At 57.5% G+C, this 22,466-nt stretch carries 25 protein-coding genes and 1 pseudogene; 5 read left to right on the top strand and 21 right to left on the bottom strand.

What is annotated here, in order from left to right:
- Position 1 precedes the first annotated feature (1 nt).
- The 10 genes from KGB21_RS27565 to KGB21_RS27520 all read right to left on the bottom strand — a co-directional run bounded on the left by KGB21_RS27565 (position 2) and on the right by KGB21_RS27520 (position 7,282).
- Positions 2-757, bottom strand: coding sequence for an SGNH/GDSL hydrolase family protein (locus tag KGB21_RS27565; protein WP_223507319.1), 756 nt, complete (start codon positions 755-757; stop codon positions 2-4).
- Between the two features lie 335 nt (positions 758-1,092).
- A complete protein-coding gene (locus KGB21_RS27560; protein WP_223507318.1) occupies positions 1,093-1,407 on the bottom strand; it encodes a type II toxin-antitoxin system YafQ family toxin in 315 nt (104 codons plus the stop codon).
- Positions 1,373-1,663: a type II toxin-antitoxin system RelB/DinJ family antitoxin gene (locus KGB21_RS27555; RefSeq protein ID WP_223507317.1), complete on the bottom strand. Its 291-nt coding sequence runs from the start codon at positions 1,661-1,663 to the stop codon at positions 1,373-1,375. The genes KGB21_RS27560 and KGB21_RS27555 overlap by 35 nt, the downstream gene beginning before the upstream one ends.
- A 309-nt stretch (positions 1,664-1,972) precedes the next feature.
- Positions 1,973-2,335 carry a hypothetical protein gene (locus tag KGB21_RS27550; protein WP_223507316.1) on the bottom strand — a complete coding sequence of 121 codons (363 nt, stop codon included), beginning with the start codon at positions 2,333-2,335 and terminating at the stop codon, positions 1,973-1,975.
- 205 nt (positions 2,336-2,540) lie between these two features.
- Entirely contained in the window at positions 2,541-3,110 is a 570-nt protein-coding gene (locus tag KGB21_RS27545; RefSeq protein ID WP_223507315.1) for a chorismate mutase, read from the bottom strand.
- A gap of 106 nt (positions 3,111-3,216) precedes the next feature.
- A complete protein-coding gene (locus tag KGB21_RS27540; protein ID WP_034146973.1) occupies positions 3,217-3,504 on the bottom strand; it encodes a hypothetical protein in 288 nt (95 codons plus the stop codon).
- 120 nt (positions 3,505-3,624) lie between these two features.
- Positions 3,625-3,948, bottom strand: coding sequence for a hypothetical protein (locus KGB21_RS27535; RefSeq protein ID WP_223507314.1), 324 nt, complete (start codon positions 3,946-3,948; stop codon positions 3,625-3,627).
- A 375-nt stretch (positions 3,949-4,323) separates the two neighbouring features.
- Positions 4,324-5,016 carry an RES family NAD+ phosphorylase gene (locus KGB21_RS27530; RefSeq protein WP_223507313.1) on the bottom strand — a complete coding sequence of 231 codons (693 nt, stop codon included), beginning with the start codon at positions 5,014-5,016 and terminating at the stop codon, positions 4,324-4,326.
- Positions 5,010-5,414, bottom strand: a complete 405-nt coding sequence (locus KGB21_RS27525) for a hypothetical protein (RefSeq protein ID WP_223507312.1) — start codon at positions 5,412-5,414, stop codon at positions 5,010-5,012. Before KGB21_RS27525 ends, KGB21_RS27530 begins: the two co-directional genes overlap by 7 nt.
- Before the next feature lie 128 nt (positions 5,415-5,542).
- Positions 5,543-7,282 (bottom strand): dipeptidase, encoded by a 1,740-nt coding sequence (locus tag KGB21_RS27520; RefSeq protein WP_223507311.1) that lies wholly within the window; start codon positions 7,280-7,282, stop codon positions 5,543-5,545.
- 306 nt (positions 7,283-7,588) lie between these two features.
- Between KGB21_RS27520 and KGB21_RS27515 the strand changes: the two genes are divergently transcribed.
- Positions 7,589-10,174 (top strand): EAL domain-containing protein, encoded by a 2,586-nt coding sequence (locus KGB21_RS27515; RefSeq protein ID WP_223507310.1) that lies wholly within the window; start codon positions 7,589-7,591, stop codon positions 10,172-10,174.
- 89 nt (positions 10,175-10,263) lie between these two features.
- Here KGB21_RS27515 and KGB21_RS27510 read toward each other — a convergent pair whose 3' ends face one another.
- The 3 genes from KGB21_RS27510 to KGB21_RS27500 all read right to left on the bottom strand — a co-directional run bounded on the left by KGB21_RS27510 (position 10,264) and on the right by KGB21_RS27500 (position 13,788).
- On the bottom strand, positions 10,264-11,106 hold the full coding sequence (locus tag KGB21_RS27510; RefSeq protein ID WP_223507330.1) for a DUF2950 domain-containing protein: 843 nt from the start codon (positions 11,104-11,106) through the stop codon (positions 10,264-10,266).
- 80 nt (positions 11,107-11,186) lie between these two features.
- Positions 11,187-12,719, bottom strand: coding sequence for a DUF3300 domain-containing protein (locus tag KGB21_RS27505; protein WP_223507309.1), 1,533 nt, complete (start codon positions 12,717-12,719; stop codon positions 11,187-11,189).
- A gap of 706 nt (positions 12,720-13,425) precedes the next feature.
- On the bottom strand, positions 13,426-13,788 hold the full coding sequence (locus tag KGB21_RS27500; protein WP_223507308.1) for a hypothetical protein: 363 nt from the start codon (positions 13,786-13,788) through the stop codon (positions 13,426-13,428).
- A gap of 264 nt (positions 13,789-14,052) precedes the next feature.
- Between KGB21_RS27500 and KGB21_RS27495 the strand changes: the two genes are divergently transcribed.
- The gene (locus KGB21_RS27495) at positions 14,053-14,547 is read left to right on the top strand and encodes a cupin domain-containing protein (protein WP_223507307.1); all 495 of its coding nucleotides are present in this window, start codon (positions 14,053-14,055) and stop codon (positions 14,545-14,547) included.
- 208 nt (positions 14,548-14,755) lie between these two features.
- On the opposite strand, the gene KGB21_RS27490 is transcribed toward KGB21_RS27495, so the two are convergent.
- The 3 genes from KGB21_RS27490 to KGB21_RS27480 are packed head-to-tail and all read right to left on the bottom strand — an operon-like array spanning position 14,756 to position 16,538.
- Positions 14,756-15,076: an isochorismate lyase gene (locus KGB21_RS27490; protein WP_223507306.1), complete on the bottom strand. Its 321-nt coding sequence runs from the start codon at positions 15,074-15,076 to the stop codon at positions 14,756-14,758.
- Positions 15,077-15,125: 49 nt separating this feature from the next.
- Complete coding sequence (locus KGB21_RS27485; RefSeq protein WP_223507305.1) at positions 15,126-15,560, bottom strand: GFA family protein; 435 nt, start codon at positions 15,558-15,560, stop codon at positions 15,126-15,128.
- A 36-nt stretch (positions 15,561-15,596) separates the two neighbouring features.
- The gene (locus KGB21_RS27480; protein ID WP_223507304.1) at positions 15,597-16,538 is read right to left on the bottom strand and encodes a carbon-nitrogen hydrolase family protein; all 942 of its coding nucleotides are present in this window, start codon (positions 16,536-16,538) and stop codon (positions 15,597-15,599) included.
- A gap of 105 nt (positions 16,539-16,643) precedes the next feature.
- Between KGB21_RS27480 and KGB21_RS27475 the strand changes: the two genes are divergently transcribed.
- Entirely contained in the window at positions 16,644-17,336 is a 693-nt protein-coding gene (locus tag KGB21_RS27475) for a winged helix-turn-helix transcriptional regulator (protein WP_223507303.1), read from the top strand.
- 176 nt (positions 17,337-17,512) lie between these two features.
- On the opposite strand, the gene gltS is transcribed toward KGB21_RS27475, so the two are convergent.
- Positions 17,513-18,727, bottom strand: coding sequence for a sodium/glutamate symporter (gene gltS / locus KGB21_RS27470; RefSeq protein WP_223507302.1), 1,215 nt, complete (start codon positions 18,725-18,727; stop codon positions 17,513-17,515).
- 332 nt (positions 18,728-19,059) lie between these two features.
- Between gltS and KGB21_RS27465 the strand changes: the two genes are divergently transcribed.
- The gene (locus tag KGB21_RS27465; RefSeq protein WP_223507301.1) at positions 19,060-19,518 is read left to right on the top strand and encodes a metallophosphoesterase family protein; all 459 of its coding nucleotides are present in this window, start codon (positions 19,060-19,062) and stop codon (positions 19,516-19,518) included.
- A gap of 127 nt (positions 19,519-19,645) precedes the next feature.
- Here the strand turns inward: KGB21_RS27465 and KGB21_RS27460 are convergent, their stop codons facing one another.
- The 4 genes from KGB21_RS27460 to KGB21_RS27445 all read right to left on the bottom strand — a co-directional run bounded on the left by KGB21_RS27460 (position 19,646) and on the right by KGB21_RS27445 (position 21,825).
- Positions 19,646-20,188, bottom strand: coding sequence for a YniB family protein (locus tag KGB21_RS27460; RefSeq protein WP_223507300.1), 543 nt, complete (start codon positions 20,186-20,188; stop codon positions 19,646-19,648).
- A 402-nt stretch (positions 20,189-20,590) separates the two neighbouring features.
- Positions 20,591-21,040 carry a hypothetical protein gene (locus tag KGB21_RS27455; protein WP_223507299.1) on the bottom strand — a complete coding sequence of 150 codons (450 nt, stop codon included), beginning with the start codon at positions 21,038-21,040 and terminating at the stop codon, positions 20,591-20,593.
- A 79-nt stretch (positions 21,041-21,119) separates the two neighbouring features.
- Positions 21,120-21,383, bottom strand: a complete 264-nt coding sequence (locus KGB21_RS27450; RefSeq protein WP_034150640.1) for a hypothetical protein — start codon at positions 21,381-21,383, stop codon at positions 21,120-21,122.
- 169 nt (positions 21,384-21,552) lie between these two features.
- Positions 21,553-21,825 carry a hypothetical protein gene (locus KGB21_RS27445; RefSeq protein WP_223507298.1) on the bottom strand — a complete coding sequence of 91 codons (273 nt, stop codon included), beginning with the start codon at positions 21,823-21,825 and terminating at the stop codon, positions 21,553-21,555.
- A 443-nt stretch (positions 21,826-22,268) separates the two neighbouring features.
- Here KGB21_RS27445 and KGB21_RS27440 point away from each other — a divergent pair.
- A pseudogene (locus KGB21_RS27440) lies at positions 22,269-22,466 on the top strand (MATE family efflux transporter); the annotation flags it as partial.

Below are 22,466 nucleotides of genomic sequence, written 5' to 3'. Positions count from 1 at the left end.
TTCAACTCCTGTTTTTTTGTTGTTGTTCAATGTTGCCTGATGCAGTTGTGCGAAAGCGCGCGGCGATCACCTCCGCGGCATCGCCTGCCCACACACGGTAGGTTGCCGGTCCGGGGTGGAAACCATCCTGCGCCATTGATCCGGCCATGGGCACTAGCCGGGTGCTCAGCAGCGTACAGTGATCCGTGCTTGCCGCCAGTTTGGCAAGCTGCCGGTTGAAACAGGCCGCCCGATGGCCCAGGTACCATCGCAGCGGTTGCGGCAGCGCAGGAAACAGATGCATGGGCGGAAGCGGGGAGACGACGATCTGCTTCACCGCGAATTTGTCGCGCAGTACGTCGAGCAAGCGTTGTTGCCGAGCGATCCACTGCTCAACCGCCAGGGTGCTGGTGACATCATTGACGCCAACGGACAGCAGCACCACATCGAAGGGTTCCGGTGCGTGGTGTTCGAGCAATTCCAGCAGTGTCTGCGAATCCAGACCGGACCGCGCCCAGAGCTTCCAGCTCAGCCGATATTGCCTGGCCAGCAGGCTGACCAACTGTCCGCTCAACGCATCGGCCTGCGTCGACACCCCGACGCCGGCAGCGGCGCTATCGCCGAGAATCAACAAGCGCAAGGCTTCGCCACTTCCCGCAACACCCTCGCGTTCGCCCTCGGCTTCCGGCAATTTTGGGGTTACCCGGCGCGTGTATTGCCCCTGCATAAGTAGCACGGGGCCGAGCATTATTTTGGCCAGCGCTTCGGTCTTGCTCATGTTTGAGTTCCAGATCATGGAGGCTGTGACACATTCAGCAAGGCTGGCAGATCCGGCTATGGCGCGTCACGGGTCATAACAGCCGAAAATAGCGCAAAAAAAGCCCGGCTGATCAGGCCTGATACTGTTCACCCTGTAGCTGTGGCGAGGGAGCTTGCTCCCGCTGGGGCGCGAAGCGGCCCCTCTTCACCCCAAAAGAAGGGGACTGCTGCGCAGTCCAGCGGGAGCAAGCTCCCTCGCCACAGGTTTTCGTTTGTCTCGAAAGCAAACTCGGCGGCCACGAAAAAGCCCGGCTGATCAGGCCGGGCTTGTTGTGCTGGAAGCGACGTATAGCGTTACTTGAACAGTTCGGCATGACTGCCGAGGTCAACAAACGTAAGCAGGTCGGAACGCGAGTATTCATAAATCATCAAGAAGTCGCCACCTATGTGACACTCTCGAAAACCAATCCATTCGCCCGTCAATGCGTGATCCAGGTACTCGGCCGGCAACCGATCCCCCAGAAAAAGCATGACCATCACCTGACGAACCTCATTCATGTCACGGCGCCCGGCACGCTTGTAACGTTCCCACGATTTCTTGAATTCCGAGGTCTGTGCGCATTGTTTGGGCAGATCAGCGCGTTTTTGCTTTTTCTCCGGTTTCGCCATCAATATCCCCCAGCATTTCGTCTATCGAATCGAACCGCTGACGAATGTCTCGTGCTTCCATCATGGCGCGAGCCGTTTTCTCCGAAGGGACACGTACTTCAAACGGGAGGCCCTGAGTCGCTACAACCTGACGAAGGAAAAGACGCATGGCATCACTGATGCTCAGGCCGCAAGCACTCAAGACTTCAGTAGCCCGTGCTTTCAAATCCTCATCAATGCGGCAACGCACGTCTGTAGTTTTGAGTAATGCACCCATGGTAATAACCTCATCGTTAATTTGTAGCTACATTGACGCTACCTCAATCATTCTGGTTGAGTGGAGGCTTTTGGGTCAACTTCAGCTGGATGAACGGTTTGATAGCGAGCCAAACAGCTGAGTTTCTCGTCCGACATTTCATTCGTTAAAGCTCGCCACGAAAATCAGCGCGATCCTTTACTTACTTGGGAAGTGTCTCTCTCGCTTGCAGGAAATAGCCGATAGGATTGAAAGCAAACTCAGCACCCACGAAAAAGCCCGGCTGATCAGGCCGGGCTTTTTGGTGGGTATTGCGGTGAAGCGATTTATTTAGGCGACGGTGTTGCCTAGCAGACGGTCGGAGCCATCGGCCGCGACGGTGTTGCCTTGAAGACGGTCGGAGCCATCAGCGGCGACGGTGTTGCCTTGCAGACGGTCGGAGCCATCAGCGGCGACGGTGTTGCCTTGCAGACGATCCGAACCGTCGGCAGCGACTCGATTTTCGATCAGGCGGTCAGAGCCACCCTCGGCCACTCGATTCTGGATCAAACGATCCGAACCACCTTCAGCCACACGGCTTTCAATCAGACGATCCGAGCCACCTTCAGCGACAACTGGCTGAGTAGCGGTAGCGGCAAAAGCGTTAACTGCAAAAACCGAGAAAGCGATGCTGAGGATAGTTTGGCGTTTCATGATCGTGTGCTCCGGGGTGTTGTTGGTGGGTATGGAGCCAATGTTACGCCGCGGATTTTTTAAGAGAACTTCATTGAGTTGATGGTGACTATTGACGCAGTCAATGGATGGTCGAAACGGCCTTCTGTAGGAGCCGGCTTGCTGGCGATAGCGCTCTCAAGGACGCCATCGCCCTCAAGCCGGCTCCTACAGGTTTGGGTTGTGCTTATTGATCAGATACGCACAACTCTCCGGTGGCACGGATCAGTGCCTGGCCGTGCAGCGCATCCTTGATCAGGCCGGATCGCTCTTTGGCCAGCCAGTTCGGGCATTCCGGGTCGACGCGGTAGGGCACGAAGTCAGCGTATTGCTGCAACAGGCGGCTTTGCAGTTCATCCAGTTTCGGCCTGATTTGATTCAGGTCCGGCCGTGGTACATCAGGTGCATTGCGCGCTGCTTGCCATTGCGCGATCAGCCCGTACTGCACCAGTTTGTTGGCTTCGATCTGGGCGGCGATCAATTCGGCGGCCTCATCCGCGTCCACTTTCTTCTCAATCGCAATCTTTCTGGCATTGGCGATGACTTGCGCTTCCCGAGTGCTGTCCTGGATCGGCTTGCCGCTGTCCCACTTGGTCAGCGCTACCTCGTCAGCCATGTTCAGGCGCTCGTTGATCGTCGCCAGCAGCGGTTGCAAGGGTTCAGGTGCCGGGGAAAGTGTTTCAGCGTGGGCGCCGCCCGCAAGCAGACCGATCAGGGTGCAGGTCGACAGCTGCGGCAAGCGTGGGAAGCGGAGCATGGGTAAACCTCGTTGGACGCTGGATTCACTATCACTGTTATGTAACACAGGTGAGACAGCGGAACGAAGGCCCATTGACGGGTTTGTTGAAGATTGAGCGCGCGTGTCACTCAGCCAGCCGTCGTTCGATCTGTGCCAGCTCCCAAGTGCTGAGCAAACTGACCGGGTCGGTGCCGTAATGCTGCCAACCGTCGTACTCACGACCGTCGGGGCTTTGGCAATGCAGGCAGTGGCGCAGATGATTGCCGTCGACATCCAGGGTCATGCGCCAGCCCTCAATGTCGACCTGCGCGTGGCCCTGTCCGGGCTGATCGGCGAGACGCGCGAACGGGCGAATGCCTTGGGCGACATCACGCAATTGCTGGTAAACCTCGCGGGCGGTCAGGGGCGGCACGGCTGTCTCCGGTGAGTGTGCGGGGGCACAGGATAGACGATTGAGTGATGGATTTTGAGCATGAAAAAGCCCGGCTGATCAGGCCGGGCTTTTCGTGGGTACTGCGGTGAAGCGATTGGTTCAGGCAACGGTGTTGCCTTGCAGGCGATCCGAGCCATCGGCAGCAACGGTGTTGCCTTGCAGGCGATCGGAGCCATCGGCAGCAACGGTGTTGCCTTGCAGGCGATCCGAGCCATCAGCCGCAACGCGATTTTCAATCAGGCGGTCAGAGCCACCTTCGGCGACACGATTCTGGATCAAACGATCCGAACCACCTTCAGCCACACGGCTTTCAATCAGACGATCCGAGCCACCTTCAGCGACAACTGGCTGAGTAGCGGTAGCGGCAAAAGCGTTAACTGCAAAAACCGAGAAGGCGATGCTGAGGATAGTTTGGCGTTTCATGATCGTGTGCTCCGGGGTGTTATTGGTTGGTATGGAGCTGATGTTACGCCGCGGATTTTTTAAGAGAACTTCATTGAGTTGATGGTGACTATTGACGCAGTCAATGGATGGTAGAGACGGCTTTTTGTAGGAGCCCGGCTTGCTGGCGATGGCGTCCTTGAAAGTGCTATCGCCAGCAAGCCGGCTCCTACAGGCTTGGGTTGTGCTTATTGTGGGATATGCGGGGCGCTTCGCACCCCAGCGGGAGCAAGCTCCCTCGCCACAGGTTCAACGGTCGCGCTTAAGATCATTCAGTCAACCCGGCCAACCGCATCCGCGCGCAAATGCCTTTGTGGCGAGGGAGCTTGCTCCCGCTGGACTGCGCAGCAGTCCCAGTCAAGCCTCACTGATCTTGCTCACACTGGTGATCTGCCCATTCCATACCATCTCGTAATGCGCGGCCTGAACAACTGAAGACACCGGCCTCGGCGTCATCAACGCCCAGCAATAACCACCCGGCATCCGCACCGAGTGGTATCGCAGACCAGAATGGCCTGCATCCCTGATCGCCCGGCCCAACAAACGGGAATGGCTGTAATCATCAGGCGCATACACCGGATCATTCATCGGCAGGGAAGTGGCATCCCTCATCCCGGCCTCCACGAACGCGCAAGCCAACCCTCGAAACACAAACCGCTCATAGTTCAAATCCGGCACGTTCGACCAATACCGGCTCTGATGATGCCGCACCTCAGCCAGTGCCGTGTCCATGGAATCCGCCAGGTACAAGACGCCAAAACGCCCGTCACTGAACCGCGACCCGGCCGGGTTGACGTGGGTAAACGGCGCAATCGCGTAAGAGCAGCCAGGAATGCCGAATGGAATCTCGCTGCGCGCAATCAACTCCAGCTGACCCACTTCATTCTTCAGTCGGGGATTGGTCAGCGCTTGAATCTGATACAGCACCTCAAACTCATCCGCGTCCGCCACGTCATCGAACAAGGCAATCGGCGGAAACTTCGAATTGACCAGTCGATAAGCCTGTAATGACGCGCCGGCCAGCGCAGGTAGTTCGCTCACCGTCACCATTGCGCGCCACGCAGCACGTCGATGCGCCGGAAGGTTTCATACAAGGAAATCATGTCGCCTTGAGCCATGATCTCCAGCGGTGAGCGGCCGTTGAAAAACTCGTTGTGGTTGGCCATCGCCGGGAAGCCGTAGACGTTGTCCGGGTTATCGAACACGAGGCGCAGGGCGGCGTGAATGTTCAGCACAAAACTGATGCGCTGCATCTGATCGGAATCCAGCGCCACGGCCCAATCGGCATCGCGCTGGCGGGCACGGGTGTAAGTGCTGCGGGAAATGCGCAAGATGCGACACGTCTGATCGCTCGACGCCCGCCACTTTTCCAGGATGCCCACGGCGGCGCGCAAACCGGCAACACACTGGCTTTTGCTGAAGCCTTGGGCTTGGAGGGGGACGGCCATTTTTGCTACCTGATTTGAGTCCATAGACTCAAATGTAGGCAATCAGCATCTATAGAGCAAGGTTGGCCGACCAGCGGCCACCCTTGAAAGCAAGCGAGCCCGCCAGAACGGCGGGCCCAAAAGGTGAATCAGAGTTTCGGCAACTGCCCGATGCGTCCCATCATCTCGGTGACGATCTGCAAGTCCAGCAGGAATTGCTCGGTGGTCTTGAACTCATTGTCGTTGTGGCCGGTGTATTTCACGTCCGGCATCGCCAGGCCGAATTGCACGCCATTGGGCAGTTCATGGACCGAAGTGGCGCCGGCGGAAGTGCCGAACTTGTGTTCCATGCCCAGGTTTTCGCTGGCCACGGCGAGCAGTGCCTTGACCCATTCACCCTCTGGATTGCGATACATCGGCTCGGCGATCGAGTAATCGAAAGTCGGTGTGATGTGGGTCTTCTTGCTCCAGGCATCCAGCTTGCCGGCTATTTCCGACTTGAGCGTTTCCGGCGATTTGCCCTTCGGCACCCGCAGGTTAACCGCCAGTTTGAAGGCTTTGTCGTCCACCCCGACATAGGTCAGGGACGTGGTCAGCGGGCCCATGAACTCATCAGCAAAACCGACGCCCAATTTGCCACCCAGATAATCCAGCCCCCAGTTGTCAGCGGCATAGCGTGCAGCGTCGGTGATCTGGTTGTGCTTGAGCGCCACCTTGCCGTCCAGACCATTAATGAAATCGAGCATCCGTGCCACCGGGTTGACGCCGGACTCGGGCTCGGAAGAGTGAGCAGAAACCCCGGTGACGGTCAGTTTTACGTCCTTGCCGTCGACCTTCGCCGCCACCTGGAAGTTACCGCCATTGCGCTTGGCGTACTCGGCACCGACCTTTTGCAGGCTGGCGGCCAATTCGGCGGGCTTGTCTGTTACCAACGTGGCGACCGATGTCGACGGAATCTGGTTGGTGGCCAGGCCGCCGGTCATGGAGATGATTTCTGCACCTTTGCCTTCAGCTTTACGCTTGGCAAAACTGGCCATAACGGTGCCGTAGCCTTTTTCGGCAATCACCACCGGGTAGCCGCCATCCAGCGCCAGGTTGTAGTTGGGCGTCGGGTTGCGTTCGAAGTAGTAGGGGATGGCGTCGCCGGTGGTTTCTTCGGTGGTGTCGACCAGCAGCTTGAAGTTGCGGGCCAGCGGCAGCTTCTCTTCCTTGATGATTTTCATGGCGTAGAGCGCGACGACGATGCCGTTCTTGTCATCCTCGGTGCCCCGGCCATACATGCGGTCGCCGATCTGGGTGACCTTGAACGGATCGAGCCGGGTACCGTCCTGCAGCACCCAGTTTTCCGGGGTCACCGGTACCACATCGGCGTGGGCGTGAATGCCGACGACTTCGTCGCCCGTGCCTTCCAGGGAGATTTCATAGACGCGGTTGTCGACGTTGCGGAAGTTCAGGTTGAACGCCTGGGCGAGGCCCTTGATCTTATCGGCGATCTTGAGGAATTCCGGGTTCTCGTGCTGGGCAACGCCGTCCACGCGCACGGTCGGAATCGCCACCAATTCGCGCAAGGTTTCAGTGGCTGCGCTGCCGTATTTCACCCGTGCATAGAGGCCAAGCAGGCGATGGATTTCGTTTTGCTGCTCGGCGGATAGCGACTTGTTGGCGAGGAAGGCACTGATGGCCGTGCCGAGGTCAGCGGTTTTCGCGACATCGCTCTTGGCCAGGCTTCCCAGGAACGCCCGGAAATCCGTGACCGAAGAATCACTGAACTTCTTGAGGATGGCCGAACTCTGTTGCGCTGTGATATTGGCGTGTGCGGCGGTGGTAAACGCCGAAAGGCTGGCGAACATCAGGGTGGCCGCAGCCAGATGCTTGAGTGAAAAATCCATGGGTAAGGCATTCCTTTGCAGGCGGTTTGTAAGAAATATCTGATCGTTTAATCAGAAACATTTGCAAACTAACACCGTGAAGGAGTGATGCGGCAGCCCTTAAGTGCGATCTGTCGCACAGAAATGCAAAAGCGGCGCAGAAACGAAAAATACCTGATGGCTGTAGGCCTGTACTCACTTGGAATCGACGGCGATCGTCGAATATGGGTTGTCGGTCGGAAGTCATCAGGTGAGCACTCATTGTTTATCTACTACAGTCGATAGCTAGTGGTGCAACCTACTTGTCTTGAATTCTTGCGGGAATCTATGCCCAATACCCCCCGAACTATCGCAAACACGCCGTCTAATCGTTCAAGCGTTGCCTTGACTCGCGCTTCTCTTTTCAAGTTTCTGTGGCTTCTGGTCGGGGTCTTTTTACTCGCCAGTTATTTGCTGGTTTATCTGGCGAATGATTTAAACAGGACAGAGCAGGCCGAGAGCGCCTTTTATACGAAGAAGGCGGTGCAATCCCTGGAAAAGTCGACGCTTTCGACGGTCAGGGATTACGCGTTCTGGGGCGATGCTTACAAGCACCTGCATACGCAGGTGGACGCCGATTGGGCTTATGTTCGGCAAAATGTCGGGCCTACGCTTTACGCGGATTTCGGGTTCCAGGGGCTGTTTGTCGTCAATGATGCCGATCGCACGGTTTACGCCGTGATCGAGGGTGAACTGAAACCCGTTGACGCCTCGCAATGGCTCAAGCAATCGATGGGCGCGATTCTTGAGAAGGCACGCGCGGGGACGGAATCGGAGACGCCGACGACAGCCTTCGTCAATATTGACGGCGTGCCGGCGCTGGTCGCCGCAGCAGCGATTACGCCGGGCACAGACCCGACCGTTTCACGGGATGACAGAGCGCCGTCGGTGTTGATTTTCGTCGACATCCTGGACAGCGCCAGACTCGAATCACTGGGCCGGGATTACGGGGTCGACGACCTGCGCGTGGCTACCTCCGAGGAAGCGCAGGGTCTATCCGTCTTTCCATTAGGCGAGAACGGCGAGGCGGGCACTTTGGTTTGGAACCCACCCCAGCCCGGCCAGCGATTGTTGGGGCTGGGTTTGCCATTGGTGGGGATCGCCGCGTTGCTGGTGTGCCTGATGACCTGGGTCATTTTGCGTCGCACCACGGTGGGTGCCCGGGCGCTTGACGCCAGCTACGCTTCGCTGCAAAGCAGCCAGGCTGCCCTGGCTACCAGCGAGGCACGTTTTCGCGACGTCGTCGAAGCAAGTTCGGACTGGGTATGGGAAATTGACGCCGACTGGCACTTCACCTACCTGTCAGAACGCTTTGAAGGTGTGACAGGGCTTTCCAGGGAACGTTGGATCGGCGCTGCAATGGATGACCTGCTGCGCACCGAGTTAGGCACGGTTTCTCAATGGCTGAGCATCCCGAACCGTCGCCCGGATATCAGCGTTCAGTGCCGCTACGTCGATACCCAAGGCCAGGAGCGAATCACTCGTCTTTCAGCACGAAAGATGACCGGTGGAGGCTTCCGTGGGACTTCGACGGACGTCACGGACGAAGTCGAAGCCCGTCGGCGCATCGAATTCCTTTCACAGCATGATGCCTTGACCGGGTTGCCCAACAGGACGCGGCTCCAGGAGTTTCTTGACGGCAAACTCAAGGCGGTCCCGACGCAAGAGCAGCCATTGGTCATGCTCAGCCTGGACCTTGACCGATTCAAACCGGTGAACGACCTGCTCGGGCATGCGGCCGGTGACCGGGTACTCAATGAAGTGTCGAATCGCCTGGCCGAATGTATTCGCCATGGCGATCTTGTGGCTCGCATTGGCGGGGACGAGTTTGTTCTGATTCTCACGGACTTGCGCTCACAAGACGAAGTCGAGGCGCTCTGTCGGCGCCTGATCGAGTCCATCGAGCACCCGATACTGATCGATGAACAGGAAGTGTTCGTCAGCACCAGCATCGGAATCGCGATGGCGCCCAATGACGCCACCGAGGCAACTGAACTGCTTCGCTATGCCGATATCGCGTTGTACGAGTCCAAGGCCGCAGGCCGAAATACCTGGCGCTTTTACGCTGGGGACATGAACGCGAAAATCATCGAGCGCCGTCGTTTGGAAAGCGACCTGCGCTTCGCCATCAAGCACAATGAATTGCGCCTGCATTTTCAACCGCGTTTTCGTATCGCCGACGGGCAGATGGTCGGGGCCGAGGCGCTGGTTCGGTGGCAGCATCCTGAGCGTGGCTTGATACCGCCAGACACGTTTATTCCTATTGCCGAAGAAACAGGGTTGATTATTGCCTTGAGCAATTGGGTGATAGATACCGCCTGCCGGTACGCCGTGCAGTGGCCGGACAATTTGTTCGTGTCCATTAACCTTTCGCCCTCCGAATTCAAGCGAGGGAATTTGGTAGAGCGCGTTCAGCAAGCACTGCACGATTCGGGTATCGCTCCGGGCCGGGTCGAATTGGAAATCACCGAAAGCGTCATGCTTGAAGATGCGGCAGGCGCGCTGGAAGTGATGCATTCGCTCAAGCGTCTCGGCGTTCGAATCGCCATGGACGACTTTGGAACAGGCTATTCGTCCCTGAGCTACCTGCGCACATTCCCTTTCGATGGACTGAAAATCGACCGCAGCTTCCTGAACAGGCTGGCGGAAAGCGATGACGACAAGTCGATCATTCAGGCGATCGTTGGGTTGGGGCAGGCGTTGTCACTCACCGTGACGGCAGAGGGCATTGAGACGGCCGAGCAATTGACTTTGTTAAAATCGGTGGCGTGCGACGAAGGCCAAGGTTATTTCCTGAGCCGTCCGCTCGATATCGAAGGTTTCAGCAAGTTGGCCGGGGTCAGAAAAGCTACAGGCTCCAAAAGTAACGTTTAAAAAGCCTGCCAAAAAAAGGGCGCCTCAGGCGCCCGATCATCAATCAAATCACCCATCGCCGACCCTGAAGTGAGCCGGCAAGGTCTGAATCAGTCCGGCGTCTCCTCATCAGCAGGCGCCTCTTTCCAGCTGTCGTCCGGATCAAAGAGCTTCATGGCCTGCGCCACTTTCTCCCCATCCGGTCCCAGGTCTTTTTCGAAGACCTGGCCATCATGGCTGATCATGAAACTCATCACCCCGGTATCGCCGTATTTCTCCGGCCAGGCGATCAGGGCAAAGCCTCGGCTCATCTTGTCGCCAATAAGGTAGCTGTAGGCGCCGCCCGGTGCCGAAGGACCCTGGCCCATCAGAATGCGGAAGTGATAACCATGCCAGGCTTCGCCGGCAATGGTTTTGCCGAACGTGGGGCCCAACGGGCTGATCTGGCCGCTGTCGTCGTCCGCCCAATAGAGCCCGTCGTGCTGGCCGGGGGAGCTGTAGATATTTTGCGCATATTCCAGCGCACCGTCGCCGTCACGATCCACCGACGCGTATTCCATTTGGGCATCGTGGTAGGCCAACGCTGATTGCACGGCGTCGAGCTCGTTGCGACCGATCCGGCGCGCACGGACTTCGGCACTGCCGCCCTTGATGTCGAAGCGCCAACCGTTTGCGCTTTTAACGATGGGAATCGGCAGCGTCCAGTGAGCACTGCCAACCGACAGGATCGCCTTGTTGTCGCCGGATTTTTCTATCTGATGTTGTTCGTGGTACTGCTTCAAAAACGCTTCCACGTCTTTGCGCTCGGCACCTTCGCGCGGGATGAAACTGCGCCATTCCTTGCCGAGTATCTCGGTCAGGCGTTCGTGATTGGCATGTTCCTTACCCAGCGCTTCGACGAACGCTTCAGCGGCCTTCTCCGGCGTCGGGAATTCCTGCTGTGCCGCCGCCATGCCCGACCACGCCAAACCGACTGTGATCGCCAAGGCATGAAGCAGCACGCCCTTGCGTGCCTTTACTCGAGGATGAATATTCAACGACGGCCCCCCCTGGAACGCGCTGGTGGACTGGACGGCCGACTGACCTGATGGCCGGCTGACCGCGAGGCGCTGGGGCGCTGAGTAGATGCCTGGCTGGCCCGGCCACGATTGGCTTGTATATTTGTTTGAGACGGTGAGCGTGCTCCGGCGAAGGCATTGTTGCGGGCACTGCCCCGGTTGACGGCCGGTGTGGTCTGGCGTTTTTGCGTCGTTTGGCGCGCCTGGGCGTTGCGCTGATTCGCTTGAGTGGTCTGCCTCTTAGGTTGCTGCGCTTCCCGAGTGTTTCTGGTCGTGCCCTGGCTTCGGTCCGCGGCCCTCGCTCTATCAGCCGCCCTGGCTCTATCTGCCGTGTTCGTTCTGTCGGCACCGCCCTGCATGCGATTGCCGGCCGAGGCTCGGGACTGGGCTTCGCGCGCCCGATCACGGGCTTCGAGGTTGCTGGTGGCAGGTCGTTCGATGCCGGCGCGGTCCATTGAACTGCGGGCATTTTCCCGGGCCTGGGCACGCTGGGCATTGTCGCCGCGATAGGCCTGACGCTGATTGGCGCCGTTCAGTTGGCGGCCGTACTGTTCGCGGCTCCTGTTGTCGCGATAAGGCACGCCATTGCGGTGAGCGGCGTTGTGCTCCCACTTGTTCGAATTGATGCGGTTGTTGCCGTTGATGTTGTTGTAGCGATTGACGTCGATGTCGACATCGTTGTTGCCCCAGTCACATTCGCCCCACAACGCCCCCACGATCGCCACACCGGTACCAAACGCCAATCCGGCCATCAATGCCTGACCGGGGTAATAGTAAGGTGGCGGCGGATAGTACGCCGGCGGCGACGCGGGATAGGGCCAGGTGCCGTAGGTGGTGGTCGGGTTATAGGTGGGTACGTACACAACCTGCGGATCGGCGGGCTGAATGATGATGGTGGAGCTGCTGGCAGGAGCCGCCGCTGCGGGCGCGGATTCCTGCGCAGGCACGGGAGCCGGGGGCGCGGCATTCTGGATCGTCACGTTCTGATACTGGTTGCTCTGCAGGTTGCCTGCGGCCTGCGCCTGATGCCGCAAGCGTTGCACGGCATTCATGACATCGTCGGGTTGTGCCAGGAAAGCATCCCCCAAGCGTTGCACCCAGACTGGGTCCTGTCCCAGTGTCGCCAACATCTGCGGGAACGCAACCAGCGCCTGTACACTCGGGTCCCAGGGCTGGGTTGCCACTTGCTTGACCGCATCATCGCCCTTGGCGTCCGGGTGCGCTTTGGACCAGGTGACTGCCTCGGCGACCTCCCCGGGATAGGTGGACGCCATCAGTAATTGTGCCAGCAGCGGATCCGGATACAACGCGATGGGCGCGAGCATTTGATCCAGTTGTTCCTGGGTAAACACCGGGTCTTTGGTGGGTACTGTGGCGGGCGCTGCGACGGGAGTCGTAGCGGCAGTGCTTGCAGGCGCGGGGGCGGCGGTATTCACGGGCGTCGCTGCGCCGGAAGATCCGCTCACAAAAAAGACAGCTGACAACGCGAAAAATAATGGAATGCGCATTGCAGCTCCCTGTGGTCACGCTGGTTCGAATTGTGTGAATCAGTGCGAAGGAAGTGTAGACCGACTTTTTTGCAGTCACAGTCTTCTATTTCGCTGTCGCGTACTAAGAGTAGCAAACATAAAATTTCTGCCAGAAATTCACTATGGCGCCAGGATTTCAAGGAGTGAAGCTGGGTACGGACCAAACCACACACTGACCCTGTGGCGAGGGAGCTTGCTCCCGCTGGGCTGCGAAGCAGCCCCAAAAAAGGAGCTGCTGCACCGAGTACGGGCGGTACAACGGGGAGGCAAGCTCCCTCGCCACAGGGTCATTGGCTGGTTTTGATTGGAAGGGGGATGAGAAATCGTCGAGAGCGTAGCCGTTTGCCATCACTCCTGAGGTGTGCGACGTCGCGGGTGGAAAACATTGTCAGATTTAGAGGCAACTAATGCGCAATCAGCCGAGAGAACAGACGAAAATCCCGGCGATCAGGCCTAATTCTGTTTATTCAAGTGCAGACTTAATCTGTGGCGAGGGAGCTTGCTCCCGCTGGGTCGCGAAGCGACCCCTTCTTCAGCCGAAAAGAAGGGGACTGCTGCGCAGTCCAGCGGGAGCAAGCTCCCTCGCCACAAGTTTCCGTTTGTCACGAAATCAAACTCGGCGCTCACGAAAAAGCCCGGCTGATCAGGCCGGGCTTTTCGTGGGTACTGCGGTGCAGCAATTGGTTCAGGCGACGCTGTTGCCTTGCAGGCGATCCGAGCCATCGGCAGCAACGGTGTTGCCTTGCAGGCGATCCGAACCATCGGCAGCAACGGTGTTGCCTTGCAGACGATCCGAGCCATCGGCAGCGACAGTGTTGCCTTGCAAACGATCAGAACCATCGGCAGCAACACGATTTTCGATCAGGCGGTCAGAACCACCTTCGGCCACACGATTCTGGATCAAACGATCCGAACCACCTTCAGCCACACGGCTTTCAATCAGACGATCCGAGCCACCTTCAGCGACAACTGGCTGAGTAGCGGTAGCGGCAAAAGCGTTAACTGCAAAAACCGAGAAAGCGATGCTGAGGATAGTTTGGCGTTTCATGATCGTGTGCTCCGGGGTGTTGTTGGTGGGTATGGAGCTGATGTTACGCCGCAGGATTTTTAAGAGAACTTCATTGAGCTGATTGTGAACATCGACGGCATTGATAGGGCCAGCGTACGGCCTCTGCTGAGCCTGATGATGGAGTGCTGGCATTGATTACATTGCGTATCAACTGTAATGCGTGACCATGCCGTTATCAGGAATGCCAATCAGCCATAGAGTTCGCCTGACGATTTTGTTCGCGGCGTAGTTAGGGTGCCTCTCATGATTCAAAGCATTTTGAAATCCGCTGGTCTCGCAGCACTTCTGGTCACAAGCGCGGCGATGCAGGCCGTTCACGCTGAGCCATTGCCACTGGATAAGACCGGTGCCTTGCATAATGAAGACGTGGAATGGCGCAGCTTTCCCGCCTTCCCCAAAGAAGTAAAACTGGCCGTCATCGCCGGCGACCCGAGCAAGCCAGCACCCTACGTGGTCCGAGTCAAAGTGCCCAATGGCATCAAATTAATGCCCCATACCCATCCCGAAGATCGCATCTATACCGTCATGTCCGGTGTTTTCTATATTGGTTTCGGTACGGTATTTGACCCGGACAAACTGGTGGCGTACGGGCCAGGTAGCGTCGTGATACTCCCGGCTAATACGCCGCACTTTCACTGGGCCAAGTCAGGAGAGTACATCTCTCAGGTTTACGGGACAGGGCCGCTCGGACTTGAGTATGTTGATCGCCATGATGATCCGCGTAACGCGTCGAAGTGAGGCAGATCTGTCGGTCTTGTTCCGCTAATCCTGTAGGAGCCGGCTTGCTGGCGATCGCGCACGTACAGTCGACACAGATGCCGCTTGACGAACCGGCATCGCCAGCAAGCCGGCTCCTACGTTTCCTCATTCTAAATTGATCGGCATTAGCCCTCGGCGTCCATTTTTTTCACGCCGCAGATTGAGGGGAACATCAAATACAGAAGGATCAGGTTTCGGGCAATTGCGCCGACCAGTGTTTCATTTCCTCGGCAATAAAATGGTTAACCAAATTGCTATACATCTTTTCGATTGCATCCGGGCTAAGGCCCTCGGCCTCAGCCCATTCACGACGTTTCGCTAGCATGGAATCGAACCGCTCCTGGGCACGCACCGAGGCCGCAGAGGTCTTGAATTTCGAAGCAGCAAGAACGTACTGAAAGCGCCGGCCTAACAGCTTGATGACGGCCTGGTCGAGGGCATCGATCTCGCGCCTGATGTCCTCCATTCCCGCGCATTCTACGGGTTGCAACTGGTTGGAAACTTCCATGTAGGTATCTCCGTTATGTTTGTGCAGGAGCGAGGATTCGCGACTAGCACTATTCTTCCACGCTAATGCCCGATCCCCCCAATTCTTTCGGGACATCCTTGAGCTTGGGCAACCCATCTTTGATGCGCAGCACCGACTCCTGATAGTGGACATGAACCCCTGGCAAATACTCAAGATCCGGGATGACTGCCGCATACACATCAATAAGCCCCATCCCCGGATGCACGGTGAAGAGGTGCCCGCCGCACGTCTTGCACCACTTGCGGTCACTGCGTGGTGTCTTGTTGTAGGTGCCGATGTTGTCGGCACCCCGTGTCACTTGCACCGCCTCGGGTTTCCACAGCGTGAAGGCATTGACCGGCCCTGCCGACCAATGCCGACATGACTCGCAATGGCAATAGCCCATCGCGGCCGGCTCACCGCTGACGGTGAACTCGACTGCACCGCAAAAACAACTGCCTTTGTAAGACCGTTCAGTGTTCATGGCATGACTCCATAATCAGTAATCAGGCGGCTGCCTTCACTCGTCGAGGTAGTGCACCGCTGTTGCCGGCGTGCGCCGCACTTGCAGTTCGAAAATGTCCGGCCGCGCGTAATGCCCGGTGACGTCGAGCGCCCGTCGCGCTGGCGCCACGAGTGAGACGTCGATGTCCGCATACAGAATGCCCGCCTCGCGATGCAATGGGCCGGCCACGATCCGGCCTTGCGGATTGACCACCACCGAGTCGCCGTCATTGATCCACTCATCCGGATCGGCAAACAGTTGCGCACGAGACGGGAAGTCATCGGGGATGTCGCTACCGAGCAGCACGCTGCCACTGCCAAGCACCCAGCAGCGCCCTTCGAGAGCAATGTGACGCATCGTGCTGATCCAGCCCTCGCCAGTGTCGTACGTGGGGGCGACGTAGATTTCCACCCCTTGGGCATACAACGCATAGCGCGCCAGCGGCATGTAGTTTTCCCAGCAAATGAGCGCACCCACGCGACCCACCGGTGTATCGACCGCACGCAACCCGGACGCATCACCGAAGCCATGCACCATGCGCTCGGGATTGGTGGGCATCAGCTTGCGGTGGCGGTTGAGCACTTCGCCGTTGGCGCCGATAACGACTACGCTGTTGTAGAGCGTGCCGCCGCCATTGCGCCGGTCGCATTCATTGATGCCGCAGACGATCGTTACTCGATGAACGCTGGCGGCCTCGCACAATTCGCTCAGGTCGCCGTTGGCGATATCAACGGCGTTGGCCAGCAGCCGCGTGTGCAATTGGCCTGTTACAGCGCCGTCCTTTCCCGCCGCCAGTCGCCAGATCCATGACGGATAACCTGGAATGTACGATTCGGGTAAAACAATCAGCGAGGCTCCCGCCGCCGCAGCCTCAGCGACCGATTGCACGGCCCGGGCGATTGTCGCGCTGCGATCGAGCAGCACGGGCGGGCGCTGAATAATGGCAATCTTGCTCATGGCGTTCTCCTGGGGCGGTTGGCTGTTGGAGACTTGAGCGTGCGCGTGGCGAAGTCGCGGGGCTAGTTCAGAATCTGAAGCGTTGCAGCGTTGGGAGGGCAGGGGATGGACGAAAGCTACGGCCAGTTCTGCACCGTCGCGCGCGGCGCTGAAGCGCTGTGCGAGCGCTGGACGCCCTTGGTTGTGCGCGAACTGCTATGCGGCAGCAAACGCTTCAATGAACTGCACCGTGGCGTGCCTCGAATGTCCACCAACCTGCTGGCACAGCGACTGCGCCATCTGGAAGAAATCGGTGTGGTGCATCGCACGGCCACAGGCAAAGTCTGGGAATACAGCCTGACCGAGGCGGGCGAGGAATTGCGCCCTATCATCATGGCGCTGGGGCATTGGGGCGCGCGCTGGATCGGCAGTCGCCTGCGCGACGACCAACTCGACGCTGGCCTGCTCATGTGGGACGTGCGCCGGTTCGTGCACATCGAAACGTTCCCGTCCCGGCCGGTGGTCATCCAGTTCAAATTCCGCGACGCGCGACCGGGCGAGCAAGAGTGGTGGCTAGTCGTTGAAGCGGGCGTGGCAGACCTGTGCCGCGACGACCCCGGGCGCGAATTGACACTGGTGGTCGATTCCAGCGTGCGAGCGTTGACTGAGGTGTGGGCGGGCGACCGCACACCGAAGGAGGTGCTTGAGTCGCGAGAGCTGCGTGTGGATGGTGCGATGAAGGATGCGGAGAACTTGTGGCGCTGGCTTGGCACGAGTGCGTTTGCCGGTACTCGGAGTGCTGCGCTAGCCGTGAAATAATTTCACTAATGCCGATCATTTAAGCCGAGACACTGAACCCGTGGCGAGGGAGCTTGCTCCCGCTGGACTGCGCAGCAGGCCCAATTGTAGGGGGCCGCTTCGCTGCCCAGCGGGAGCCAGCTCCCTCGCCACAGGTCAATCATCCGCTGGTCGATTTTCGGCTTGAGCTCAAACCCCTAAATCCCACTAAACATCCCGATAATCACCGCATTCACCAGATCAATGAAAAACCCACACACCAGCGGCACGATAAGAAACGCCTGGTGCGCCGCCCCATACTTCTGCGTCACAGTGGTCATATTGACGATCGCTGTCGCAGTGGAACCCAGCGCAATCCCGCCGAACCCTGAAGCGATCACACTGGCTTCGTAATTACGGCCCATGAAGCGGAACACCACAAAATACGTATAAAGCACGGTCAACAAAATCTGCAGGGTCAACGCGCAAGCAATGAACAGCAACGCGCCGCTGAGCTGCCACAACTGCAACCCCATCAGCGCCATGGTCAGGAACATACCCAGACAAACATCGGAAATCAGCGACAGGCCCTGGCTGGCGCCGCTCCAGGATTTCAGGCGCTGCTCGCCGAGCAGTCCCCGGACGACATGGTGAATGACGATACCGGCGAACAGACAACTGACGAACTTGGGCAGGGTGATCCCTGCGTCCACCAGCAACAGGTTAAGGCCATAGCCGAGCATCAAGGTCAGATTGAGCCACATCCACGCCCAGAGCACGTCGTAGTAGTCCAGTGGCTTGCTCTGCTGTTGCTCCAGAATGCCGACTTCCAGCGCCCCATCCCGGGACGTTGTGAGTTGATGGCGACGGATCAACCGGTTGGCGATAGGGCCGCCGATCACACACGCGGCGATCAGGCCGACGGTATTGCTGGCGATCCCCAATTCGTGCGCGTTCTGGATACCCAGCTTTTCCACGAACAGCGGTGCCCAGGCCAGGCTAGTGCCAATCCCACCCGTGAGGGAAATGGAGCCGACCATCAGGCCGGCCTTCGGATCAAGCCCGAACACCTCGGCCATGCCCATGCCCAGCGCGTTTTGCAGGAAGATAAACACAGTGGCGAGCACCAGCAGAATCATCAACGGCCAACCGCCCTTGATCAACTGGCGCATGTCCGATTTCAAACCGATGCCTGCAAAGAAGTACAGCAGCATGGTGTCGCGAACTTGCAGGTCGAACTCGACCTGGATATTCAGGCCGAAGTACAACAGGCTGGTGACCGCCGCACAGACAAAGCCACCGACCACCGATTCGGGAATGCAGTATTGACGGAGCAAGGTGCTGTGCTGAACCAGCGTCTTGCCCAGAAACAGTAGCAGGATGGCGAGGGTGAAACTCACCAGGCCTTGAACAGCAAAGAGTTGGGGAGTCATCTATAGCCTATTGAAAAACCTGAAAAAAATATTATCCAGACGAGATCGCACGTCTTTCGGACTTGGGTCAATGAAAGTGCGGATCGTGGACGAAGCTGGACGCGGCCAAGGCAATACACCTGCAAACCTTGGATTGGCTATTGTTTTCATGTGAATCCATTCATTGGTGTGGGCTAAGGTAGGGCTGGCGAACATCCGTGTCGTTGCGTATGTGCCGGGTTCAGTCAAGCAGTTGATCCCGGAACGCGCAAACGCTGGGGTAGGGGAGCTGGGAGGCTTCTCCCGCGAATGGGCGCCCTGTGTGCATTGTTGAGACTGGCCTGGAGCGTTGAATGAAAGTTGGCGTGATTTCCGATACCCATGGCTTGCTCCGCCCCGAAGCCGTTGCGGCGTTGCAGGGGTGTGAGCGGATTGTTCACGCCGGCGATATCGGCAAACCGGACATTCTTGAACAACTGGCGGCGATTGCGCCGCTGTATGTTGTGCGCGGTAACAATGACCTGAAGGCACCGTGGGCGCAGCACATCGCCGATCACCTGAGTTTCGAACTTGAGAACTGGCAGACCTTGCTGGTGCATGACATTGCCGACGTTCCGGCGGTGCTTGATGAAGGCATCAGGCTGGTGATTACCGGGCATTCCCATAAGCCACTGATCGAGTGGCGCGGGGAGCGGTTATTTCTCAATCCCGGTAGTGCGGGGCCGCGGCGGTTCAAGTTGCCGGTGACGTTGGCTTTACTTGAGGTGCAAAAGGGATCGATTGAGTCGCGACTGGTTTCATTGTTGGAATGAGTTTTTTTCTGAAGAGTTGGCCGTTTCATACCGGGATAAGAGTAATCCTGTGGCTAAGGGCGCCCACGAGCCCAGCTTGCGGACGCCCCTGTAAACAGGGTGAGCAATTAAGCCAGTGGTGAGTAATTCACACGCCAAGTATTTTTATCAACAAGGCGCCTATTAGCCCTGTGACTACAGGTGCCAAATACAATTGGTGAATTTGTGAAAAAATACTGTTTGATGGTATTTCAGTTGAGCGCTCAATATCTTCTCGGCTGCGGGCTCCGGCGCCTTTGATGGACTCTTCTATGCGCTGGTTCTCGATTTTTTCACTTATTTTGGCGAGGCGAGAAGAAAGCTTTGCACCGGATGCATAAAGTGCAAAACCAATGAAAATCAGGAGGTAGGTAGCGAGGAAGTATAAGTTTTGCAAATCTGGAAGATTCAAGTGATCCGGAACCGGGGAGTTCTTCCAAAAAAAACCGAGGTACGGTGTATTTTGATGTATCAGGCCGATGAGTTCCTTGAACGGCCGCGCAATTGCACTTCCTAGTTGCGACCCATCGTCGAGGCGGAAATAAATCATTTTGAGGAAAGATATTCCGCAAGAGATAAATGCCGGAATAATTATTGTGGCGCCTAGTACTCGCTTCCTTATCGATTTGTTTTTTGCGTCCTTGAAATTCACTCTAACACTCCATTTTAACAACTAACGATTAATCTAATGGGTAGGTAAAAACACTTCTTCGAGGGAAGGCCGTCGCCCGGCTTTACCCATAAAGCAGCTACAGCAGCCCGTGATCATCGACTATAAGCCGCCTTGATTCGGAGCGGTAGGTGAGCCATTCCGAGCTTCATGTAGGACCTTTAGCGACGCAATCTCAGACCTTTCATACCCCTGCGCTGGGCATCTAAACACAACCGGGGCGCAAAGGGAGCTGAGCAAAGAGCAGTCCCCTTGGCTGTACTTACCGGATGGTGACTGCGCGTAAACGTAGCAGAGTGAAGTAGCGACTCCGGATGAAGTCGCCATGTTGCCTGTCTGATCAGTTATCGCCACCTGTAGCACGACGCGCCTGCGATTAGCGTTTCATCGAGTCGCGTGCGCAACATCGCCGCAGAAAATATCGGCGCTGCCATCCTCGGGTGAGGTACGCACAACCACCGCGTACTTGCCGGAAAGTAGCTCTGGCATGGCTATCGGAGCGCTTCGGTAAAAGGTCCAGCCACCGGTGCCTGCATTGGGTTCAGTGTTGACCTTATCGTTCATTGCATACGCGACGGAGCCGGGTTGCTGGCAACTGCCTTTGTTGATGAAGGTATAGATGCGCGGCGGCAGGATGGTCCCGTTGGGAACGCCGGAGAGGTAGAAGTCGAAGTTGGTTTGATTGCCTTCGCCAGTCAGTGTGGTCGTGGCAGTGTGGCCAGGGTTTCTGTGGGTCGCCGCCAAAGGAAGGTTCATTGATTGGTGTGATGAGCTGGAACAGCCGACAAGCGTTGCGCTAATCAATAACGCTGAAACGGGCAGACAGGGTTTCATTGCCAACCTCCAAAAATGGAAGAAGTGCGTGGGTGGACTATTGGGTATAGCTCAATAATCCGGCGCCGGGCTCTGACGATCAGTACTTGATGTCCCTGGCTTGGCGACGGGTGTCTTGTTTGGTACTGCGCTTGTCCTGGCGACACTCGACATTGCTTTTGTCACTGCCCTGTCGGCAGTCCTGCTTGGTTTGCCGGGCAGTGGAGCGGCCTTCCTGCCTGGTATCGCGAGCTTCACGCCGTTGTTCACCCTGCTCGGTCGCGTAGACGGGTGGCGTCACCCACTGCACGCCAGCGGCGAGGACCAGCATGGCCAGAGCCTTGAAGCAGTACTTGCGATTCATGAGTGTTCTCCATTTATAGATCGATCAGGGCGCTCAACGAAGAATTCAGTGAAAACGTATGTCTACATCGTAGGCTCACGGCTATAAAACGATGTGTGAAACAGATAAATGGGACAGGATTATTTGTAGACGTATCAAAGAAGCGGGCGCCTTGGGCGCCCGTTTTCATTTACTGCGCAGCTTGGGCGCGCAAACGTCGGCCAATCACATCCATCAAGTCGCAGCCATCGCGTAATGGAATGGCGAGCAGTTGGGAGAAGTCCGTCAATACCACCGTGTCGCAACCCAGCTCAGCGCGGTACGCGATGTTTTCCAGAACTTGAGTGACCGTGCGGATGCGGTGGTCGGCCATGGCTTGCAGGACTTCGAGTGGGGCTTGAGTATCAATGAGCAGGGAGGGCGGAATCAGGTCGAGTCCGGTGAGGGGCATGTATCTTTCCATAAGTGAAACTCCGATCAAGGCAAAGGTTGACTGTCCCCCAGTCGTCGCCAAACGATTGGGTGACAGCTGTACGCAGGTTGGCGAACCGGGATCGGAATCCGGCAGACCCGAAGGTCTCCCGCGCACAGCTGCCATAAAGACAGCTTTGCGGGCATGCAAAAGCGGCTGCATTAAAGCACAGCGCATTGCATTCCAATCGATCAGGTCGCCAAACCCGAATCGCCATTTGGGCGACGGCACTGACTATAAGCTGCATGGCAGCCGCTCGGTAGGTGAGGGTTTCCGAGCTTTTTGTAGGACCCGTGCCGATGAAATCTCGGACCTTTCTCTTGTCTTCGCCGGGAAATTAAACGCAGCCCTGAAATGTTCATTGCCCCTCGCTCTCAACTCGCCGAAGCTATCCTCATATCAGCCCTCACGCCGTCGAGATGGACCTCCACCCCATGCAAACCCCCACTGCCGCCCAACGCCCCCTCTGGAAAATCTACCTGCTTTTCCTCGCACCCATGGTCCTGTCCAACTTCCTCCAGTCCATGTCCGGCACCGTCAACAGCATCTACATCGGGCAAATGCTCGGCACTCAAGCGTTGGCTGCCGTGTCCGGCATGTTCCCTATCGTATTTTTCTTCATCGCCCTGGTG

Source organism: Pseudomonas sp. GL-RE-29 (assembly GCF_019947275.1).
Lineage (GTDB): Bacteria > Pseudomonadota > Gammaproteobacteria > Pseudomonadales > Pseudomonadaceae > Aquipseudomonas > Aquipseudomonas fluorescens_A.
The sequence above is the reverse complement of the archived record's forward strand: the minus strand, read 5'-3'. Positions and strand labels throughout refer to the sequence as shown.

Coding starts and splice junctions, on each gene's coding strand:
- KGB21_RS27455 (WP_223507299.1), bottom strand. CDS start 21,040: ATGAAACCCTGTCTGCCCGTTTCAGCGTTATTGATTAGCGCAACGCTT.
- KGB21_RS27550 (WP_223507316.1), bottom strand. CDS start 2,335: ATGAAACGCCAAACTATCCTCAGCATCGCTTTCTCGGTTTTTGCAGTT.
- KGB21_RS27520 (WP_223507311.1), bottom strand. CDS start 7,282: ATGGATTTTTCACTCAAGCATCTGGCTGCGGCCACCCTGATGTTCGCC.
- KGB21_RS27480 (WP_223507304.1), bottom strand. CDS start 16,538: ATGAGCAAGATTGCCATTATTCAGCGCCCGCCCGTGCTGCTCGATCGC.
- KGB21_RS27475 (WP_223507303.1), top strand. CDS start 16,644: ATGGACGAAAGCTACGGCCAGTTCTGCACCGTCGCGCGCGGCGCTGAA.
- KGB21_RS27500 (WP_223507308.1), bottom strand. CDS start 13,788: ATGAAACGCCAAACTATCCTCAGCATCGCTTTCTCGGTTTTTGCAGTT.
- KGB21_RS27495 (WP_223507307.1), top strand. CDS start 14,053: ATGATTCAAAGCATTTTGAAATCCGCTGGTCTCGCAGCACTTCTGGTC.
- KGB21_RS27525 (WP_223507312.1), bottom strand. CDS start 5,414: ATGGCCGTCCCCCTCCAAGCCCAAGGCTTCAGCAAAAGCCAGTGTGTT.
- KGB21_RS27505 (WP_223507309.1), bottom strand. CDS start 12,719: ATGCGCATTCCATTATTTTTCGCGTTGTCAGCTGTCTTTTTTGTGAGC.
- KGB21_RS27485 (WP_223507305.1), bottom strand. CDS start 15,560: ATGAACACTGAACGGTCTTACAAAGGCAGTTGTTTTTGCGGTGCAGTC.
- KGB21_RS27560 (WP_223507318.1), bottom strand. CDS start 1,407: ATGGCGAAACCGGAGAAAAAGCAAAAACGCGCTGATCTGCCCAAACAA.
- KGB21_RS27545 (WP_223507315.1), bottom strand. CDS start 3,110: ATGCTCCGCTTCCCACGCTTGCCGCAGCTGTCGACCTGCACCCTGATC.
- KGB21_RS27555 (WP_223507317.1), bottom strand. CDS start 1,663: ATGGGTGCATTACTCAAAACTACAGACGTGCGTTGCCGCATTGATGAG.
- KGB21_RS27565 (WP_223507319.1), bottom strand. CDS start 757: ATGAGCAAGACCGAAGCGCTGGCCAAAATAATGCTCGGCCCCGTGCTA.
- KGB21_RS27490 (WP_223507306.1), bottom strand. CDS start 15,076: ATGGAAGTTTCCAACCAGTTGCAACCCGTAGAATGCGCGGGAATGGAG.
- KGB21_RS27450 (WP_034150640.1), bottom strand. CDS start 21,383: ATGAATCGCAAGTACTGCTTCAAGGCTCTGGCCATGCTGGTCCTCGCC.
- gltS (WP_223507302.1), bottom strand. CDS start 18,727: ATGACTCCCCAACTCTTTGCTGTTCAAGGCCTGGTGAGTTTCACCCTC.
- KGB21_RS27445 (WP_223507298.1), bottom strand. CDS start 21,825: ATGGAAAGATACATGCCCCTCACCGGACTCGACCTGATTCCGCCCTCC.
- KGB21_RS27510 (WP_223507330.1), bottom strand. CDS start 11,106: ATGGCGGCGGCACAGCAGGAATTCCCGACGCCGGAGAAGGCCGCTGAA.
- KGB21_RS27515 (WP_223507310.1), top strand. CDS start 7,589: ATGCCCAATACCCCCCGAACTATCGCAAACACGCCGTCTAATCGTTCA.
- KGB21_RS27465 (WP_223507301.1), top strand. CDS start 19,060: ATGAAAGTTGGCGTGATTTCCGATACCCATGGCTTGCTCCGCCCCGAA.
- KGB21_RS27530 (WP_223507313.1), bottom strand. CDS start 5,016: ATGGTGACGGTGAGCGAACTACCTGCGCTGGCCGGCGCGTCATTACAG.
- KGB21_RS27535 (WP_223507314.1), bottom strand. CDS start 3,948: ATGAAACGCCAAACTATCCTCAGCATCGCCTTCTCGGTTTTTGCAGTT.